This is a genomic window from Enterococcus sp. AZ170 (assembly GCF_050545135.1).
Taxonomy (GTDB): Bacteria; Bacillota; Bacilli; order Lactobacillales; family Enterococcaceae; genus Enterococcus_L; species Enterococcus_L ureilyticus.
The window spans coordinates 3,263,107-3,282,307 of the sequence record NZ_CP172947.1; the positions used below are offsets into that span (position 1 = coordinate 3,263,107).

Annotated in this window: 19 protein-coding genes and 1 pseudogene; 3 read left to right on the top strand and 17 right to left on the bottom strand. The window is 37.3% G+C overall.

Translation table 11 applies throughout. The annotated features are described in order from the left end of the window. The 12 genes from mutL to IGJ55_RS15680 all read right to left on the bottom strand — a co-directional run bounded on the left by mutL (nucleotide 1) and on the right by IGJ55_RS15680 (nucleotide 12,561). A complete protein-coding gene (gene mutL, locus IGJ55_RS15625; RefSeq protein ID WP_430606818.1) occupies nucleotides 1-2,076 on the bottom strand; it encodes a DNA mismatch repair endonuclease MutL in 2,076 nt (691 codons plus the stop codon). Nucleotides 2,077-2,107: 31 nt separating this feature from the next. Then, nucleotides 2,108-4,675, bottom strand: a complete 2,568-nt coding sequence (mutS, locus tag IGJ55_RS15630; protein ID WP_429948375.1) for a DNA mismatch repair protein MutS — start codon at nucleotides 4,673-4,675, stop codon at nucleotides 2,108-2,110. Nucleotides 4,676-4,677: 2 nt separating this feature from the next. Beyond that, the gene (locus IGJ55_RS15635) at nucleotides 4,678-5,046 is read right to left on the bottom strand and encodes a RicAFT regulatory complex protein RicA family protein (protein ID WP_069640351.1); all 369 of its coding nucleotides are present in this window, start codon (nucleotides 5,044-5,046) and stop codon (nucleotides 4,678-4,680) included. Nucleotides 5,047-5,157: 111 nt separating this feature from the next. Continuing rightward, complete coding sequence (locus IGJ55_RS15640; RefSeq protein WP_429948371.1) at nucleotides 5,158-5,490, bottom strand: hypothetical protein; 333 nt, start codon at nucleotides 5,488-5,490, stop codon at nucleotides 5,158-5,160. A gap of 105 nt (nucleotides 5,491-5,595) precedes the next feature. Then, the gene (locus tag IGJ55_RS15645) at nucleotides 5,596-5,796 is read right to left on the bottom strand and encodes a hypothetical protein (protein ID WP_430606820.1); all 201 of its coding nucleotides are present in this window, start codon (nucleotides 5,794-5,796) and stop codon (nucleotides 5,596-5,598) included. 291 nt (nucleotides 5,797-6,087) lie between these two features. Continuing rightward, on the bottom strand, nucleotides 6,088-6,615 hold the full coding sequence (locus IGJ55_RS15650) for a DUF2247 family protein (protein WP_069640355.1): 528 nt from the start codon (nucleotides 6,613-6,615) through the stop codon (nucleotides 6,088-6,090). Continuing rightward, nucleotides 6,615-7,385 (bottom strand): pre-toxin TG domain-containing protein, encoded by a 771-nt coding sequence (locus IGJ55_RS15655; protein ID WP_430606821.1) that lies wholly within the window; start codon nucleotides 7,383-7,385, stop codon nucleotides 6,615-6,617. Before IGJ55_RS15655 ends, IGJ55_RS15650 begins: the two co-directional genes overlap by 1 nt. A gap of 289 nt (nucleotides 7,386-7,674) precedes the next feature. After that, entirely contained in the window at nucleotides 7,675-8,061 is a 387-nt protein-coding gene (locus IGJ55_RS15660) for a hypothetical protein (RefSeq protein WP_207120443.1), read from the bottom strand. Nucleotides 8,062-8,079: 18 nt separating this feature from the next. Then, complete coding sequence (locus tag IGJ55_RS15665; RefSeq protein ID WP_430606822.1) at nucleotides 8,080-9,435, bottom strand: pre-toxin TG domain-containing protein; 1,356 nt, start codon at nucleotides 9,433-9,435, stop codon at nucleotides 8,080-8,082. Continuing rightward, complete coding sequence (locus IGJ55_RS15670; RefSeq protein ID WP_207120445.1) at nucleotides 9,422-9,790, bottom strand: hypothetical protein; 369 nt, start codon at nucleotides 9,788-9,790, stop codon at nucleotides 9,422-9,424. Before IGJ55_RS15670 ends, IGJ55_RS15665 begins: the two co-directional genes overlap by 14 nt. After that, nucleotides 9,783-10,055, bottom strand: coding sequence for a DUF3130 family protein (locus IGJ55_RS15675; protein ID WP_207120446.1), 273 nt, complete (start codon nucleotides 10,053-10,055; stop codon nucleotides 9,783-9,785). Before IGJ55_RS15675 ends, IGJ55_RS15670 begins: the two co-directional genes overlap by 8 nt. Before the next feature lie 1,708 nt (nucleotides 10,056-11,763). Further along, on the bottom strand, nucleotides 11,764-12,561 hold the full coding sequence (locus IGJ55_RS15680; protein ID WP_069640365.1) for a TIGR00282 family metallophosphoesterase: 798 nt from the start codon (nucleotides 12,559-12,561) through the stop codon (nucleotides 11,764-11,766). A 610-nt stretch (nucleotides 12,562-13,171) separates the two neighbouring features. Here IGJ55_RS15680 and IGJ55_RS15685 point away from each other — a divergent pair. After that, on the top strand, nucleotides 13,172-13,381 hold the full coding sequence (locus IGJ55_RS15685) for a helix-turn-helix transcriptional regulator (protein ID WP_069640366.1): 210 nt from the start codon (nucleotides 13,172-13,174) through the stop codon (nucleotides 13,379-13,381). Nucleotides 13,382-13,494: 113 nt separating this feature from the next. Here IGJ55_RS15685 and IGJ55_RS15690 read toward each other — a convergent pair. The 5 genes and pseudogenes from IGJ55_RS15690 to IGJ55_RS15710 form a co-directional block, all read right to left on the bottom strand. Further along, nucleotides 13,495-13,896, bottom strand: a pseudogene (locus tag IGJ55_RS15690) (family 1 glycosylhydrolase). 258 nt (nucleotides 13,897-14,154) lie between these two features. After that, on the bottom strand, nucleotides 14,155-14,754 hold the full coding sequence (locus IGJ55_RS15695; protein WP_430606825.1) for a response regulator transcription factor: 600 nt from the start codon (nucleotides 14,752-14,754) through the stop codon (nucleotides 14,155-14,157). After that, complete coding sequence (locus tag IGJ55_RS15700; protein WP_430606827.1) at nucleotides 14,747-15,865, bottom strand: sensor histidine kinase; 1,119 nt, start codon at nucleotides 15,863-15,865, stop codon at nucleotides 14,747-14,749. Before IGJ55_RS15700 ends, IGJ55_RS15695 begins: the two co-directional genes overlap by 8 nt. Before the next feature lie 9 nt (nucleotides 15,866-15,874). Beyond that, nucleotides 15,875-16,627, bottom strand: coding sequence for an ABC transporter permease (locus IGJ55_RS15705; protein WP_430606828.1), 753 nt, complete (start codon nucleotides 16,625-16,627; stop codon nucleotides 15,875-15,877). Continuing rightward, nucleotides 16,624-17,508 carry an ABC transporter ATP-binding protein gene (locus IGJ55_RS15710; protein WP_430606830.1) on the bottom strand — a complete coding sequence of 295 codons (885 nt, stop codon included), beginning with the start codon at nucleotides 17,506-17,508 and terminating at the stop codon, nucleotides 16,624-16,626. Before IGJ55_RS15710 ends, IGJ55_RS15705 begins: the two co-directional genes overlap by 4 nt. 249 nt (nucleotides 17,509-17,757) lie before the next feature. Between IGJ55_RS15710 and IGJ55_RS15715 the strand changes: the two genes are divergently transcribed. Together IGJ55_RS15715 and IGJ55_RS15720 are read left to right on the top strand one after the other, a co-directional pair. Then, nucleotides 17,758-18,333, top strand: coding sequence for a transposase (locus IGJ55_RS15715; protein WP_430606831.1), 576 nt, complete (start codon nucleotides 17,758-17,760; stop codon nucleotides 18,331-18,333). Beyond that, nucleotides 18,303-19,178, top strand: a complete 876-nt coding sequence (locus IGJ55_RS15720; RefSeq protein WP_430608171.1) for an IS3 family transposase — start codon at nucleotides 18,303-18,305, stop codon at nucleotides 19,176-19,178. Before IGJ55_RS15715 ends, IGJ55_RS15720 begins: the two co-directional genes overlap by 31 nt. Nucleotides 19,179-19,201: the final 23 nt, after the last annotated feature.

Here is a 19,201-nt window from a genome sequence, read left to right on the forward strand (position 1 = left end):
TTAATGTGGATCTTGGATTCGTTTAAACATTTTTTCCATATCTGAATTCGTAAAATGAATCAAGACCGGACGACCATGAGGACAATTAAAGGGATTGTCACATGTTTGCAGATCCTTCAACAACACTCTCGCCTGTTGTTCATTTAAGTAGTGATTCGCTTTGATCGAGCGTTTACAGCTCATCATGATTGCAGTTGCTTCACGGAATTTTTTCACACTGACTGATCCTGTGGTCAAAAACATATCGATCATTTCTCGAATGATCGTTTCTTCTTCGCCTGCAGGATACCAAGTCGGATGGGAACGAACAATAAAGCTGTTTTGCCCAAAATCTTCTAAATGAATTCCTACTTCTTCTAGTATTTCTTTTTGTTCTTTGATCTTTAGGGCGTCGCTATTTGGATAATCGATCACGATTGGCACCAGTAGTTCTTGCAGATCATTGGTTACTTCACCGATTTTTTCTCTAAAATATTCATATTTGATCCGCTCTTGCGCCGCATGTTGGTCGATGATATATAACCCATCTTTGCTTTGTGCAAATAGATAAGTACCATGCATTTGACCAAAATAGTCTAATTCTGGAAAACGCTCTTTAGGACGTTCATCAGACAACTTATTCAAGGCTTTGTTTAGTTCATTTTGCGCACCGGTTGCTGAAAAATCAAATTCAGGATGCAGAGTTAATTCTTCTTCATAAACTTGTGCATCAATAGCTGTCGCTTCTGCTTGTTTTTGGGCTTCTACTGTCACTTCTGGTTCTTGTTCTGTTGATTGGGTATCATCAGCGTCTTGCTTTTCAGCATAAGGTGAGCTGAAGGCATACGCCATCAACGCTTCTTTGTCTACTGGCTGTTCTGTCTGTGGTTCTGCTTTTTCAGCTTGTGTATCTTGGGTTGAAAATGCTGCTGGTGTTTCTTTGACGAAAAAATTCCCGCTCATCGCATCATAGCCTAAGCTCCCTGGTTTTCTGATAGGTTGGGCTGAGGCTTCTTGTTCCGTTAAAGGAATTTCCATCTGCTCGACTTTTGCTTGCAGTTCCACTTTCTTTTTAAAGCCAAGATTATCTGCCGCATTGGGAATCAATTGTTCATGGCTCAAAACCTCGCGAATCGCTTCACTGATCAAAGCCATTAATTCCTTTTCTTTGCTCAAACGAACTTCTTGTTTGGTGGGATGAACGTTTACATCCACTAACAAAGGGTCCATTTCAATTTCTAATACCGCTAGTGGAAAACGGCCAACCATTAGCTTCGAGCCGTAGCCTTCCACGATCGCTTTGTTCAATGCAAAATTTTTGATATAACGACCATTGATGATCGTCGATAAATAATTTCGACTAGCGCGCGTGACTTCTGGCAACGAAACATACCCTGTCAGTTTAAAATCTAAATCTTCTGCTGTGATTTTCAGCATCTTCTTGGCTGTTCCGATTCCATAGATCCCCGCAATCGTTTGTTTCAACTCTCCATTACCGGCTGTGTTCATCATTTTATTGCCGTCGTGAACTAAGCGAAATGCAATAGTCGGATGACTTAATGCCAAGCGATTGACAATATCTCCAACATTGGCTAATTCTGTCTGGATCGTTTTGACGTATTTTAAGCGGGCAGGCGTGTTAAAAAATAAATTAGCGACTGTGATTTTAGTCCCTTTTCTTAAGGCAGAAGGACGATGTTCTTCGACTTTTCCGCCCTTCATTTGGACAAAACTACCTTCTTCTTCATCCGAAACGGCTGTTTCAAGCGTCACTTCTGATACAGAAGCAATACTGGGTAAGGCTTCTCCGCGGAACCCTAAACTACGAATGCGAAACAAATCATCTCTTGTGTGGATCTTACTGGTTGCATGTCGTTTAAATGCATTTAAGATATCTTCTTTCGCAATCCCTTCCCCATTATCGATGACTTGTATTGTCTTTAGCCCTGCTTCTTCAATAAAGATATCGATTTGGGTACTGCCGGCGTCGATCGCATTTTCTACAAGTTCTTTGACCACTGATGCAGGACGTTCTACTACTTCACCAGCAGCGATCTGATTGGCAAGCTGTTCAGATAGTTCTTGAATTTTCCCCATATTCGATCGTCTCCTTGCTCAGTTTTTAAATTTAAATTCTTTTTTGTAATTCATGCAGCTTATTTAAAGCATCCATTGGTGTCATTTCTAATAGGTTGATTTTTTTCAAGGTATCGATCACGCCTAATTCATCGGTGGATACTTCCTTGAATAATGAAAGTTGTTCGGTATCTTCATTGATTTCGTTTGAGTACTCAACCGTTTTGAGTGGCTGTTCTTCTGCTTCTAACGCTGATAAGATTGTTGCTGCGCGTTCTAATAATGCACTTGGTAAGCCAGCAATCTTGGCAACATGGATACCATAACTTTTATCCGCTGGTCCGTCCATCATTTTATGCAAGAAGACAACTTCCCCATTTTTTTCTACGGCACCGACATGAATATTTTTCAAGCCGGGCAAATTTTCATCTAACACCGTTAATTCATGATAATGCGTGGAGAACAGCGTTTTTGCTTTGACCTCTCGGTGGATATACTCAATAATTGCTTGCGCTAATGCCATACCATCATAAGTTGCGGTGCCTCGGCCTAATTCATCGAATAGAATCAGACTGTTTGGTGTGGCATGCCTTAACGCTTGGTTGGCTTCCATCATTTCAACCATAAAAGTACTTTGACCTGCAATTAAATCATCAGATGCACCGATTCGTGTAAATATTTGATCAAAAATTGGTAACTCAGCTGACTCAGCGGGAACAAAGCAGCCAATTTGAGCCATGACCACTGTTAACGCCAATTGACGCATATACGTACTTTTACCCGACATATTCGGTCCTGTGATCAATAGAATGATGTTCTCTTTGCTCATTCGGACACTATTTGGTATATATTCTTGATGTCCTAAAACTTTTTCCACTACAGGGTGACGTCCTTCAATGATTTGCAATTCCTTGCTATTGCTCTTCAGAATTGGTCGAACATATTGATATCTTTCGCTGACTGTCGCAAAAGCTTGTAAAACATCCACGGCACTGATTGTTTTCGCTAGTTTTTGCAAACGTTCGATATTCGCTTTGACTTGTTCACGCACTTCTAAAAATAATTGATACTCAAGATCAACTGATTTTTCTTCCGCTTCTAAAATCAAGGTTTCCATTTCTTTTAACTCTGGGGTTATGAAGCGTTCAGCGTTTGCCAAGGTTTGTTTTCGTTCATATTTGCCTTCTGCTAAATTGGCTAGATTCGATTTCGTCACTTCGATGTAATAACCAAATACTCGATTAAAACCAACTTTTAAGGTTTTGATTCCTGTTTCTTGGCGTTCTTTGGCTTCTAGTTCAGCTAACCATTGTTTGCCATGACGCATAGCATCACGATATTCGTCTAATTTTTCATTGTAGTTGTCTTTAATGATGTTTCCTTCTGTAATTGCAAGCGGTGCTTCTTCATTGATTGCTCGATTGACCAGCTCTACAATATCTTCCGCTGGATTCAAGTCAATTAATAGATCATTCCATTCGCCTTGATTGATCCCAACGATCAGCTCACGAACTAGTGGAACTTGTTCTAAGGATGTTTTCAATTGAATCAAATCTCGACCATTCACATTTCCAAAAGCAACGCGACCGGCTAAACGTTCTAAATCGTAGACTTTCGTTAAGGTCGACTGCAGATCAACTCGCTCAAAATAGGCATTTAGTAAGGATTGAACCATTTCTTGGCGCGTTTGGATCTGTTTTTCTTGGATCAAAGGACGATCTAGCCATTGCTTCAATAGACGGCCGCCCATTGCTGTTTTTGTTTCATCTAACAACCATAGCAAGGTGCCTTTTTTTAAGCCTGTTCGGATCGATTGTGTCAGCTCCAAGTTAAATTTTGAGTAGTGATCCATTTTTAAGAAATGATCTGGCTGATATTCGACTGCTTTTTGGATATGAGATAACCCTCGTTTTTGGGTCACCGTTAAATAGGTTAGGAGCTTTCCAGTTACTTCGACTTCTAATGGCTGAGTCAATTCACTTGTTAAGAAACTGAACTCTGCATTTTCTTCGGCATGATCTTGTTCAGAAAAAATAATATTCAAACGATCTTTTAGTGTTTGCTGCAATGTTTCAGATATAGCACTGCCTAAGACGATTTCTTTCGTTTGCAGTGCGGAAGCTTCGTTGATTACGCCATCTTCATCCGTTAGCACAGCTGTTTTTAACTCACCTGTGCTTAAATCCACGTAAGCTAATCCAAATGTTCCATTTTCTTCTACAATAGCAGTCAGATAGTTATTATCTTTGGCATCTAACCCTTTGCTGGTCATCACTGTTCCAGGCGTGATCAACTGGACGACTTCTCGTTTGACCATTCCCTTCGTCGTTTTAGGATCTTCCACTTGTTCACAAATTGCTACTTTGTAGCCTTTTTCGATCAATGTATCAATATAGCCTTGTGCCGCATGGTGAGGAATCCCACACATTGGGATTGGGTCATCTGCGTTACGATTACGACTAGTCAATGTTAGCTCCAACAATTGCGAGGCATTGACAGCATCTTCATAAAACATTTCATAGAAGTCCCCTAATCGATAAAATAGAAAGGCATCCTGATATTGGTCCTTGATCGCTAAGTATTGTTCCATCATGGGTGTATTTTTCGTTTTTTGAGGCATCGTTACCCTTCCTTCTCTAATTCTTCGTTGATTCTATATTGGATCATGTCTGTGACGTGTTGTAAGAGGTCATTGGCTTCCATTAGTTGCTCGCGATAGGCAACAACTAATGGATGCTCATCAAATTCTCTGGTCAATTCATCTGCGCGTTTGATTGCGGCCTTTTCTGCTTCGGGTTTATCATAGTGGGCAAATTGGACAGCATCTTTTTGAGCAGCTTTGATTTGCTCTACTAAGTCCGCGAGCTTCTCGTTATGTTGAACTTTTTCTTCTAATTCTTTGTAACGCTGAATCAATTCATCTTCACCGATCAAGGCTAATAATGTCGTTAATTCTTCGTTGATTTTTTTATCTGTAATGGATGGCTCCATGATTTCACACCTTTATTCTGGGTAAGATTTTGTTGTAAAACAGGTCTACTTATTTTAACATAATTCAAGCAGAATCAACAGTTTGCGTAAAAAGTAAAGCAGCTAGCTTTGTTATAGAGAACTAAGATACCATCCCACAAGACAGAAGATCAACGAGATCACTACCAGAATAAAATGAAGCAGCTCACGCTTCGTTCCTCCATCTATTTTTGAAGTGGGTGGTCGGTAAGTAGGATTGATGCTTTTCGCTTTGTAGTCTACACTACTATGAAAGAAATTGTCAGCCGGTACGAGAAATAACAACACGATTGCATAAATTGTAGCTGTGGGTATGTAAATTGATAGCTTGAGCCATAGACTAAGTATTGTTCCTAAAATCAGTGGTACGATAACATACAATAAGCTGATGATTATTTCTTTGAACTTTTTTTGATTTTGCGCCATCATTCTTTTCTCCTTTTTCCATTTCCTTTTAGAGTTCATTGTATAACATACGCAAAAAATTAGGAATAGCAAGAGAAAAACTAAAAAAAAGTGTGGAACAAAACACTAAATCTGTTTTGCTCCACACTTTTTTCCAATGACGGGATCTGTTCCAGTGAATAAGCGATAGAGACTATACATTCCAGTCATTTCTCCAGCCATGTTGGTTAATGCAATCCCTAATTTCTTCATGCCTTCTTTCGATTGGGCATACATCAGGTTCGCTGAGGCTTGTTCACTATACTTCCCGTTTAGATAGACCTTCAAGCCATAGCCATATTTGTCGGTTTTTACTATTTCTATTCGTTGCGATGGGCTCGAGTTATTGTATTTTATTAAATTAGATTTTAACAGATTATCAGACCCACTGGATTTCTCGGGATTGTGACTTACGCCCTAAAACTAGAAAAAGAAGCGACAAAGTTCATTCGCTTCTTTAAATATAGCTAGCTTTTGTTAGCTATTGGCAACTTGATTAGTGAGTTTACCCTTACTAGTCAAGGCTTTACTATCCGACGCCAATCAGATAGTAAAGTGCCTTTTTTATTTTGATAACTATTAATTTAACTTCTCTTTTTCATCTTCCAACCATTTTTTATGGTCAGAAATAACTTTAGATAAGTGTTCCTCAGTATAAAATTCTTGTGGGGTTAATTCATTTTCCACACCTTGATATTGATAAGGCATATCGAAAGGGGATTTCAGATCAAGCCAGAATTCACTAATTTCTAACAAAGCATTTACATAGTCTTTATCTAAGATTTTCTTCAATAGATTATTGACTAAAATCCACCGCCATCTATAATAGGACACCAAATCTTTTTCATTAGAATCTTCAATTAAATCAAGAAGCTTATATATTTCGTTCTCGTCATATGGTGAAAATAGACTTCCAAGCTCCCACACATACGAATTTTCCTCATTTTCATTTTTAGATAGATAATCTAAGGTGTATTTCATTACAAATTCATCATCAAGTATACCCTGTAAATAAAATTCGTTTTCTGAATAACCAAATCTACCTATTTTAAGCTCATTCCAAGAAAAAGGAATATTATTTTTTTTAAATTCATCGATATAATTCATTATTTTATAGGCACTCCATTCAATTCTGGATTTCTGACAAACATTCTGTGCGTAACTTTTCCGTCTTGAATTATCCACTCAAAACGTCCCATAACACCATTTTGGCTTCCTTGAATTTGATATAATTTAGCATTACCTAAATCCGTGACTTCTGCTAAACCAGCATAATTATCAATAATATCAGAGAAACCATGTGCTTTTGGAACATTAGGAAATTCATCTATAATAATTTGAGTTTGTTTTGTAGGTGGTTTTCCTGTTAACGGGTCAATATCATAAACAGAACCTTTCCCTTTAACTGGTTTAATATCATCAACCTTCAGTCCGCTTCCAGATCTAGGAGCTTCTAAAACAGGATTGGTTATTTCCTCTACTACTTTTTGATTAGCCCCACTAACTTTCTCAATCTTATTAATCTTAGCAACATCATCAAAGTAGCCGGCTTTACTTAGTATCATTAGATCCGCTTCCGTTAAGGCGGCTCCTGCCAAGGCCCGATCTCCTGCTCGTAATGTTTTGACTGCTTCTACCATTTTTGCTTGTGGAAGTAATAATAATGCGACCCACAGTCCTGCTTCTGGTCGGCTTACTTTGCTTCCTGTGACGGGATCTGTTCCAGTGAATAAGCGATAGAGACTATACATTCCAGTCATTTCTCCAGCCATGTTGGTTAATGCAATCCCTAATTTCTTCATGCCTTCTTTCGATTGGGCATATATCAGGTTCGCTGAGGCTTGTTCACTATACTTTCCGTTTAGATAGACCTTCAAGCCATAGCCATATTTGTCGGTTTTTACTATTTCTATTCGTTGCGATGGGCTCGAGTTATTGTATTTTATTAAATTAGATTTTAACAGATTATCAGACCCACTGGATTTCTCGGGATTGTGACTTACGCCCTAAAACTAGAAAAAGAAGCGACAAAGTTCATTCGCTTCTTTAAATATAGCTAGCTTTTGTTAGCTATTGGCAACTTGATTGGTGAGTTTAAAGCTTACTATTCAATGCTTTACTATCCAACGTCAATCAGATAGTAAAGTGCCTTTTTTATTTTTAACTTTACTTATCTTGCCAAAAGAATAGATTCTCTTTCATGCTTAATTCTTCTACAAAAATGTCTTTACAAACAATATTCATTGTCATAATTGATACATCAATTGAACATTCAATAAATTCCTCGTTTTCCATGTATTTATTTAATGTAATGTCTTGTGCATAATAACCAGATTTTGGCCCTGTGTCCTTAACTTTAAAATTACCTCTCCAATTCGCATCAGTCTCATAGTTAACTTTATAGCAAGAAGTAAATGATATTTTCCAACAATATTCCTCATTTTTTTCTATATAAATATACACTTCATCACCAAAATATTGACTTTGAATATCTAATACTAGCAAATCCCAATAATTTATTTCATCAATTTTTTTTTGAATTTCATTAATCATAAAAATAACTCCTATCTTTTATTTATCGTTCCATGGTAAATGACCATCAATACTGGTTCTATCTACTATATTTCCTAGCTTATCTAACGGATTTCCTAGATCATCATAGATATGCATGTGTTGATATTTTGTTATATTATCAGGTGGATCAATGCGTACTCTCATCTGACCATTTGCATCTTTTATATGGACTCTTCCATTATTTTCAAAAATTTTCCAATCATCAGGAATACTTTTGCGTAAATCATCTAGAGACATATTATTAATATCTTTAGGACTTAATTTATTCACCTTAGCCCCACTAGCCTTCTCAATCTTATTAATCTTAGCAATATCATCAAAGTAGCCGGCTTTACTTAGTATCATTAGATCCGCTTCCGTTAAGGCGGCTCCTGCCAAGGCCCGATCTCCTGCTCGTAATGTTTTGACTGCTTCTACCATTTTTGCTTGTGGAAGTAATAATAATGCGACCCACAGTCCTGCTTCTAGTCGGCTTACTTTGCTTCCTGTGACGGGATCTGTTCCAGTGAATAAGCGATAGAGACTATACATTCCGGTCATTTCTCCAGCCATGTTGGTTAATGCAATCCCTAATTTCTTCATGCCTTCTTTCGATTGGGCATATATCAGGTTCGCTGAGGCTTGTTCACTATACTTACCGTTTAGATAGACCTTCAAGCCATAGCCATATTTGTCGGTTTTTACTATTTCTATTCGTTGCGATGGACTATCCTCATTGTACTTCGTTAACCTGGCATACCAATTCTTAGTTGTAAGATCGGAATACGTATATGTTCCTGTTTTTGCGTTAAACGATTTACTTTTTCCTAAATCATTCAATGCGGCTGCCACGTCTCCTCCGGTTGAGACGATCGCTGTAAAATCTCCTGCATGAGCATTTTCAAAGGTTTCATATTTTTCAAGCAGTTCAATTTCTTTTTTTGTACTGTTTAGTTGGAAATCTTTTGCCATCACGCCATAGCCACCGAGAATTTCAAGTGCTATATTTCCTGCAATCTTTTCTAACAAATCCTGCTTCTCTTGCTGAATATGATTCAGCTTGTCTTGTAGCTGTCTTAGCTCTTCCGTGTTTAAAGTTTTTCCCGTTTCGCCTACTTCTCCTTCAAAATCCGCTAAGAAGGCCGTATAGGTTTCGCCAAAGTCACAATGATAATTATACAATGCCTTGGTTACAATTGCATATGGGGCGAGTGCTTGTTTGGCTGAATCCCAACCCGGTCCCGTTAAGGCACCTGTTGCACTAAATTCTGATACTGTTGCTTCCACCATCGAAAAATTAGCTAAACACGCGACGCGATCCGATTGAGAACTTGTAAAGACACCTTGGACTTCGGAATAGTTAAATTTCGTCATCGGTAGCCTCTTCCTGCTTCTTCGCATCGTAATAAGCTTCCGTCAGCTGATCTTCTCGAGCATAAAATTCTTTTTCCTTCTGCTCAAAGTGCTCATCGATAGAATCAAACGTTCGTGCAAAGGAGCGTTGTTCTTCTTCAAAATAAGTCAGTTGTTGTGTCGCATGATTCATCGCAACCGTTCCTTGACTTAAATACGCTACTTCTTCCAGTATTGCTTGTTCTTCTCGTTGTAGGTACGCCCAATGTTCTTGGTATTCTTCCCACAATTTTTTCTTTTTTTGACTAGTATATCTCTCGTCTTCTAGCGCCGATACTTGTTTTGAGACATCCGCCATCGTTCTTTTTTTATCCATGCGTCACCACATCTACTAAAGCCTGATTGGCTTGTTCATATGTTGCACTGATCGATAGAATATTATCGGCATCCGTTTTTAAGCTCTGTTCAAATGTGCTCATGATTGATTTTGTCTGTGTAAGAATGGTCGTAATATCTTTTGATGCAGGCCCATCTGAGATAGACAAAGACTCGCTACTTCCTGCATAGGGTGTAGCAAATGGCATGACGAAACCACTGGCAATCTTACTAGCTTGTTGCGGATCATTTTTAGTTTCTGACAAGCGATCAACTCCTCTCATAATACAGTATAAATACGTTCATTTTATAGTGTACCACAAGAAGACATCTATTTTTAGCCAAGAATAAAAAGAAGTAGATACAAAGAAAGAACAACAGTTGTCATTGCTCGTATATTCTGAATGGTAGGAATATTCAATCTGTAGATAGAGTGGATAAGCTAACCTTTTTGCTGGAGAGGATGGAGGTATAATTGTGAAAGAATTAGTCCATAAAATTAGAAGAGATTCGATGAAATAGTCAAATGGATAAAAACAAGCAGCTACTTATCATGTGATAGCAAAAAAATGGTTGGTTGTGACAATACGATAAGCAACTGCTTGAAATGCGCAAGTTCTGGTCGCTTGCGCATTTTTTACTCAATACTTGATTTTCCGCTAAATCAAGTATTAAGGGTACGGCTATCTTAAGAGTAGAACGGAGCATTTTTTCATTCAATCGGGTTGGAAATTATTTACTGATTCTGTTTGTTCTGTCCTATTGTGTACGCATTGACTCAGCTGCCTTTTTTGATTGAATGAAAAATGTCTGGTAGCGATCACTCCCAAGATACCCGATCGTAAGCACCAGTTGGTAGAATGCAAATACGAAAGGAGTCGTATTTGAAAGGAGAGAAAGGTGCTTACGATATATAAAAAGAGCGAAAAAAGACGGCATTAGCTACCAACTAATACCGCGCAAAAGTGCAACAAATAACCATCAACTGCCTCAACCTACACAAGAATTGTAAAAAACACTAGTATTTCTTACAAAAATTGAGTAAAATAAAAGAGTTGATATGAAAATATTGACTTCGGCAACTTATATTATTAGTTTACGCTGATAATATGAGGCTCTGTATTCGGGTTACCGCCCTTGTACAGAGTGCCTTTTTATTTTGTTTTTCGCTCTAATTACCTGATGTTAAACACAAAAAAATGATATTAGTCAGCTACTAATACCATGAAGCGTTCGTTAAATAACCATTCACTAACAGTATTGAGCAAGAAAAAAGAATGGAAATCTCTTCTTACTTTTAGTACAATAAGGGTAGTCAATAAGAAATTATTGGCGAGGCAACTTGTATTATTAGTTTACGCTGATAATACAGGGCTCTGTTTTGAAGATTACCGTCTTCTGACAGGGCGCCTTTTTTATTTTATGTTGTAAATTTATTCTAACCTAAAGATATCGGAAGAGTCAATAGTATCGTGGGAAAGAATTTGAATTGTCGAATGAGTCCTGAAAAACGGACAAATTTGATAAAAGTATGGGATTTTTTGAATTTTACTTGCGTTGGTGAGCAACGCTAAAATAAAGGTTCCTCTCTTTTCATCCCATTACTATCCACGTGATTTCAAACCGTTTGCTTTTACTTATTTTTCTAAATTGTCTTGTTTGGCTTTTATACGGTAATTCAATAATTTCACCCGAACTTTCCTACGTTTATTGATTGGTATCTTCTCCTTCCAACTACAAACGAGTAAAAAAAAAGGCGCTTCATCCACTGGTATCACCCAGTAAATGAAGCCCCGAATAGGCAGAACAACCAATTTATCCAAATTGCCTGATTACTAGTACCGCAGCACTAGCTTCTTTGTTGTTCCTGATTTTATATGAAATTTCTGTCATTTTTTTAGAAGCTTACGGTGGTTTGTTCATCCTTCCAACGATAGAGCCGCTACACCTTATCGTTCGTTAAATATCTCCCGTTTATTCTTCAAACGGACGATCATCACTGATTTGGATTGGTTCGATCTTTTTGGCTTGACCTGTTTGATCATCAATATCAATCACACAAGCAGACAACAAGCTCCGACCTTCCTCAACGACTTCAAAACGTTTCGGCAACGCTGTTCTGAATTTCTCAATGATCGGTCCACGCTTCATGCCTAAAATACCGTCATATGGTCCAGTCATCCCAACATCACTTAAAAAAGCTGTCCCTGCTGGTAAAATCCGCGCATCATTCGTCTGCACATGCGTGTGGGTCCCCACAACAGCACTGACTTTCCCATCTAAAAACCATCCCATCGCTTGCTTTTCACTAGTGGTTTCTCCATGAAAATCAACAAAAATCAATGGTGTTCTTTTGCGAGCTTCTGTAATCAATTCTTCTGCTTTGCGAAATGGATCATCAATATCTGCCATGAAAACACGCGCTTGCATATTTATGACTGCTAACTCTAATTGATTGACTTTGACAAATACCATCCCTTGGCCAGGTGTCCCTTCTGGAAAATTCGCTGGACGGATCATTTTTTTGGCATCCTCGATAAAGTCAAAGATATCTTTATTATCCCAGGTGTGATTTCCCAAAGTGACGACGTCTACACCGTCTTGTAGAAATTTCTTATAGATCTTACCTGTGATCCCTCGACCTGCGGCTGCATTCTCACCATTCAAAATCGTTACCTGCGGACGATATTTTTTCTTTAATTTTGGTAAATACGTGCTGATCGTGTCACGTCCTAGTGAACCGACGACATCTCCTATAAATAATATACGCAAAAAACTTCCTCTTCTCTTTTAATTTCTATCGTTATTATAGAGGTTTTTGGCAAGGAAAGGAAGAGGCGGGCATTGATCCTAACGTGGAAAAGTTAAAAACAGTAAGAGCAAGTACTAATATTTTTTGCAAATATAACTAAAACAGTCTTTTTATTTAGCCGATTTTAACAGCTCCTGCGCTAGCTTTACACTTCATTTCATTTTTTTACTAAAATAGTACAAGAAATATCCTTCATTTTTAACAAATAGTCGAATAATATGTTTGTAAACATTGAAATATCTGATATTATATATTAAGTAGCATTTATTGTCCCCAACAAGTCTTTTCTATTAGACAATCTGTTAGAAGAAAACAGTTTTTGCAACCTTAGTATGAGCATATGTGACTTGAATGAAACGACTCCTAGCAATCATGAAATTTGGGGAAGTTATTCATGCTAGAAGTCGATTAGGAAAGAAAGCAATTTCTTTCGGTGCAGCTCAATGCTACGTACTAAATATAACACAAAAAGAGCGTTTTAGTATATATTTTATAATTAAATTTTACTGTTTTTATTTTACGCTCACTATTTATTACCAAAAATAACGATAAAAAAGAGAGGAGCATTCTATGAAAAAAACAATCAAAAACAAAAATAATTTACAAGAAACTAGAACCAGTCAAGAGCTAACTCAAGAGGAGCTTGCGAATAAAGTAAATGTTTCGATCCAAACGATTCAAAGTATAGAAAAGGGAAAATACAAACCTTCTGATTCTCTAGCGCTTAATATTGCTACTTCGTTGGGGAAGAAAGTGACAGATATTTTTAATGAGAATTAACCGGGAGATTCTCAGCTATAGAGTGACCTTGTCTATTAAAGAATACCCGCTAACTCAAAAAAACAGATCAGATTCTCCCCCAAATAGAATCTGATCTGTTTTTTTATTTATAGTTACAACACTTTTCCATTACTCCTAATAACTCCTTGATACCAATAAAAACTGTCTTTTCGATGTCTAGTCAATTCTCTAAGCGCAGTATCCGTCCGATCCACATAAACAAATCCCTACCGTTTTCTAAAACCACTTGTGGTACTAACCAAGTCAATAAATGACCACGGACAGAAACCAAAAATCTCTATCCCATCTTGAACAATTGCGAAACAAACTTGTTCTACATGCTTTTTCAAATATTCACTGCGATAAGTATCATGGATTTTTTTCTCTTCAGTCAGTGTATCAATTGCGCCCACCCCATTTTCTGTAATCAGCAGTGGTCGTTGATAAATACGATTCAATGAAGAACCTATGCTTTGGGACGAAGAATAGGTCCAAATCATTGTAATAATCGCCATGAATACGTCCGAGCGTAAGGAGTTTCGAAAGATTTTCAATTTGATTATTGAATCGTTGGATAATCCTGAAACGATTGATTCGCTATTAAAAGCCGATTCTTATGAGGAATTTGTGAGTTGTTTGGTGGATTCATTTCAATTTTGAGAAGGAGAAGTAAGTTTAGACTTCGGTCATCCAGTGAAAATCTGATGATCGAAGTGTTACAAACAATCATTAGAAATACTCTTCCATCTATGTGCTTTCTTTATCACTACAAGTTAAATCCAGCCTTTTTCCTTTGCAATACTTACCGCTTCGATTCGATTTTTTGCATCTAATTTACTCAAAATCTCAGACATATAATTCCTTACCGTTCCGGCAGTCAAAAATAATTTCTCTGCAATTTCTTTAGAAGACAATCCTTCTCCAATTGCCAGTAAAACTTCTTGTTCTCGTTCTGTCAAAGGATTTTCTTGTTGGGAAAACAAGCCTGTTACAAGTTCAGGCGAATAAAATTTTTTCCCTTGCATCACGGCTCGAATATTTCCAATCAGTTCATCTGTCGGGGTGTCCTTTAACAGATATCCTGATACCTCTGCTTTAACCGCACGCTCAAAATAGCCTTCTCTAGCAAACGTGGTCAAAATGATCACTTTTTGCTTCTGATACTGTAATTCTTCTGCTATATCCAATCCTGTTTTCAACGGCATTTCAATATCTGTCAAACAAATGTCTGGCTGATGCTTTTCAATCAATTCTAGTGCCTCCACACCATTTTTAGCAATTCCTACAACGTCCAAATCATCTTCCAAACCTAAAATCGTCGCCAAAGCAGACGAGAGTAAGCCTTGGTCTTCTGCGATAATTAATTTAATCATTGATTGTCTCCTCTTTTTTATCCACAGGAACTGTAAATTGAACCTTCGTCCCATTTTTTTGCGTAAATTCGAGTTTTCCACAGATACTTTCGATTCGTTCACGCAACCCTGTTAATCCATTGCCCTGTATAGAATGTTTCATTCCATTGCCATCATCTTCGATTATAAAAGTATATTCAGTTGCGTTTTTTTCTATAACAATCCTACAATGGCTTGCTTTACTATGCCGAATCACATTCGTAACACTTTCACGTAAACAATAACTTAGGGTATTTTGAATATCTGTAGAAATCTCGCTTGTTAATTCTTCACCCTCTGTGGATAAGATGATTTTGGCAGCCCGTAAGCTTTTTTCAATCGTGATCATTTCTTCAGCAATCAACACATGACGCATACTTGAAACGATTTCCCGCACAGTTTGTAGGGTTCCTCTTGAAGTTTCGGTGACTTCTGCGATTTCCTTTTTTGCCAACTCTAAATCTTTATCTAACAACTTCCCTGCTAACTCTGTTTTGATTGTCATGATCGATAAGGATTGTCCCAGTGTATCATGTAAATCTCTAGCGATTCGATAACGTTCTTCTTGTTTGATCACATATTCCATCCGTTGGGTAGACTGATACATTTGTTTACGTAATTCAGCTTGTTTACGGATTGAGCGACCCGCAAAAGGTGCTGCACAGATGAAAAAGCCATAAACAAACATCGTGATCTTTAAATCTTGAGCCATATATTCCGGTAAATTACTTAAATTAAACAGCACAGGTGTCAACGTACCTAATAACGCCATATAATAATACTTAAAGACATTTTTCTTCATCGGAATAAACCCGATCATCCACGCTGGATAAATAAACAAGTAGATATACCCAAAGTATAGTGTATAAAACAATGATATCCCATACATCAAAGCCATCCAAATTGGAAACCATTTCCCGTTAAATAAACAATTTCGATAGGTTACAACAAAAATCCCTAAAGTAAAAAGTGCTAACTGCTTATCAAAATTATCGTATGGAAACATTGCGATAATCGGAATCAAAATAAAAATCAACCATATAAATGAAACAAAGCCATCTTCTTTCGGATACAACCTAAACTTACCAATCATAACTTTCCCCTAACGTTTTACTTCTTCTTTACGACCATTCAGATATGTTGATAATACCATAATTCCTACAAAATAAATGAAGATGATCACTATTCCTTTGCCATCAGGTAACTGCCCTTCTGCTAATTGCTTTGCTCCTTGTGCTGCATAAAAAGTCGGTAACCCTGCCGCAATTTTTTGGATCACTTCTGGGAACATTTTGATTGGCCACCATAATCCGCTCACGATTGCAAGCGGCATCAAGATCATATTGTTCAGTACACTAGCCGTATTGGGGTCTTTCACAAGACTTACGATCGTAGCTAATGCGACGATTGGCAAACAACCATATAAAATCCATACAGCACTAGTGAGCCACGCAATGACAGGCATTTGAACACCATTCACAAAATGCCCGACTAGAAAAATAACGCTCAATAATAAGCTGTTGATCAAAAACTGAGTTACGACCTTACTCGCATAATAAATACTCTCCGGCATAGGTGAAAGACGTAAAAACTGCTTCACACCTTGTTTCCGATCTTCGATCAAGGTCATTGAAAAGGAAAATAATGAACTGATCATTACGCTATAGGTTGCCATTTGAATCATACTTTCTTTATAAAAAACAGCCATATATTCTGTTGGAACGCCCATATTAAATACTTTAGTAAATAGCAGATAAAAGCCCACTGGCATTCCTAATGAAAAGAAGATAAATGGTTTACTCCTAAATAAAGAGCGGTTTAAATCTGTTTTGGTTAGTACAATCAATGTGTTCAATTGTTTTCCCCCTCGACTAAGGTGTTGAAGACCCTCTCCAAATTCCCTGGAATAATCAATAAATTCTTAAACTTAATTTCTGTAGCGAACAACTCTATAAGGGTTTCATCACTGTTTGACGAGTATAGCGTTATGTTGTTTTCTACTTTTTCGACTGTTGATACATAAGGTAAATCTGCTAGTTTTACTTCGGCATGTTTGTCTAACAACTGAAAACTCAATTTATTTTGCAGCATTTCAGACTGAATACTTTCTAAAGTACCATCATGAACGATTTCACCTTGTTTCATCAATAAAATTCGAGTGGCTACTTTTTCAATTTCTTCTAGGTAATGCGTGGTTAGGATGATCGTTTTTCCTTGTTCTTTTAGTTGATTGATTTTTTCCCAGAACAGTTGACGGCTAGTCACATCCATTCCTGTTGTCGGTTCATCTAGAAAAAGCAGTTCTGGCTTTCCGATAATTGATAAACCAAACGTTAACCGACGTTTTTGCCCACCCGATAGTTTCGTTGTATACGTATTTTGATGTTCATTTAATCCCGTTATCTCTAACAACGCTTCTAGAGAAAGTGGATCTGGATAAAAACTGCGGAAAAGAGTCAGTAATTCTTTGACTTTGACATTTTCTAAAGTTGTGCTTTCTTGCTGCATCACGCCTAATTTCATTTTATTTTTTTTATTCAATGGATTTGTACCAAAGAGACTTATTTCCCCAGCCGTTGGACGGATCAATCCTGTTAAGCAATTGATCAAAGTAGTTTTCCCTGCACCATTTGGACCAACTAAGGCAATGATTTCCCCTTTATTTACGGTTAGCGAAACTTTGTTTAAAATTGTTTTTTTGTTCATTATTTTTGTGAGTTTAGTGACTGTGATCATTTTTTCTCTCCCCTTTGCTTATGTCCTTATCTTATCTGATTATGAGGGCGCGCGTTAGAGGATCTTGTCATGGATGTATATGACATTTGTCATGTGACTATTTATCGGCGAAAATACAACTCTTACAATTATAAAGACTTATCCAATAATCTAAAGTACAAAAAAGAGATGAGTAGACAACTGTATAAGTTGTGAACCGACCCCAAAAAGTTAGACCAAAAATCTAATTTTTTGGAGGTCGGTATTTTTATGTCTAAATATAGCTTTGAACTTAAACTAAAAATTGTTCAAGAATATCTGGTAGGGAAAGGAGGAATACAAGCTTTAGCAAATAAGCATGGGGTTAAAGCGGCGGAACAAGTCCATAGGTGGATCAATGCTTATCAAGAATTCGGTGAAGAAGGTCTTTTACGAAAACGTCAAAATCAGAATTATTCTGTTCAATTCAAGCTAAATGCGATAGAGTTATATCAAACAAGTGAGCTCTCCTATCGTGAAGTTGCCAATATTCTTGAAATGAATAATCCAACTCTTATTGCCAATTGGATGCGAAAATTCCGAAAAGAAGGAATCGATGGGCTCTCAAAAGAGAAAGGGCGTCTATCTACCGTGCCAAAAAAAGAAGAACAGACAAAGAAGCATTTAATGAAAGAAACGCTAGAAGAACAGAATCGCATCAAAGAATTAGAAAAGCAGGTTCGTACTCTTCAAATTGAAAATGCCTTTTTAAAAGAACTGAGGAAGCTGCGAAAACAGGAAGCTCAACAACGACGAGTGAATCAATCGCGCGAATCATCGCAAGCCTCCGAGGACAGTTCAAATTAGTTGAGCTTCTTGAAGCATTGAATTTTTCTAAATCAACCTTTATGTATTGGCAAAAACGGTTTGACCGAAAAAATCCAAATCAGGAAATTGAAACAGAGATGCTTCATATTCGTCAAAAGCATAAAGATTACGGCTGTTTACGAATGACGAACGAACTAAGGAGCCGAGGATTCCACGTGAATAAAAAGAAAGTTCAACGCTTAATTCGAAAGCTAAGGATTGAAGTCCGCTCTTATACACGGAAATCCCGTCGCTATAGCTCGTATCGTGGAAAAGTTGGAACGATTGCCAAGAACCGAATCCAACGTCGCTTTTACACGAGTGTTTGTCATCAAAAAATAACGACAGATACAACAGAATTAAAGTATTTTGATTGTGATCCCAAAGGGATCATTCGTCAAAAAAAGTTATACTTAGATCCTTTTATGGATATGTATAATAGTGAAATTCTTTCTTATCGTATCTCAGAAAAACCAAATGCACTGGCAATAATGGAAGGATTAGAAGAAGCAATCAAACTGACGAATGATTGTCCTTATCGTCGCACCTTTCACTCAGATCAAGGTTGGGCGTATCAAATGAAAGCTTACAGCTATAAACTGAAGAAACAGAACATTTTTCAAAGTATGTCTCGAAAAGGCAATTGTCTAGATAACTCAATCATGGAGAACTTCTTTAGTCTTTTAAAACAAGAAATTTATCACGGGAAAACCTATTCTAGTTTTGAAGAACTAAAAACGGCAATTGATAACTATATCTATTATTACAACAACGAACGAATGAAAAAGAAACTGAACTGGAAAAGTCCTGTACAGTTTCGAATAGCCGAAAGTAAAGCAGCTTAATAACGAATAAAAAACGGAGTAGA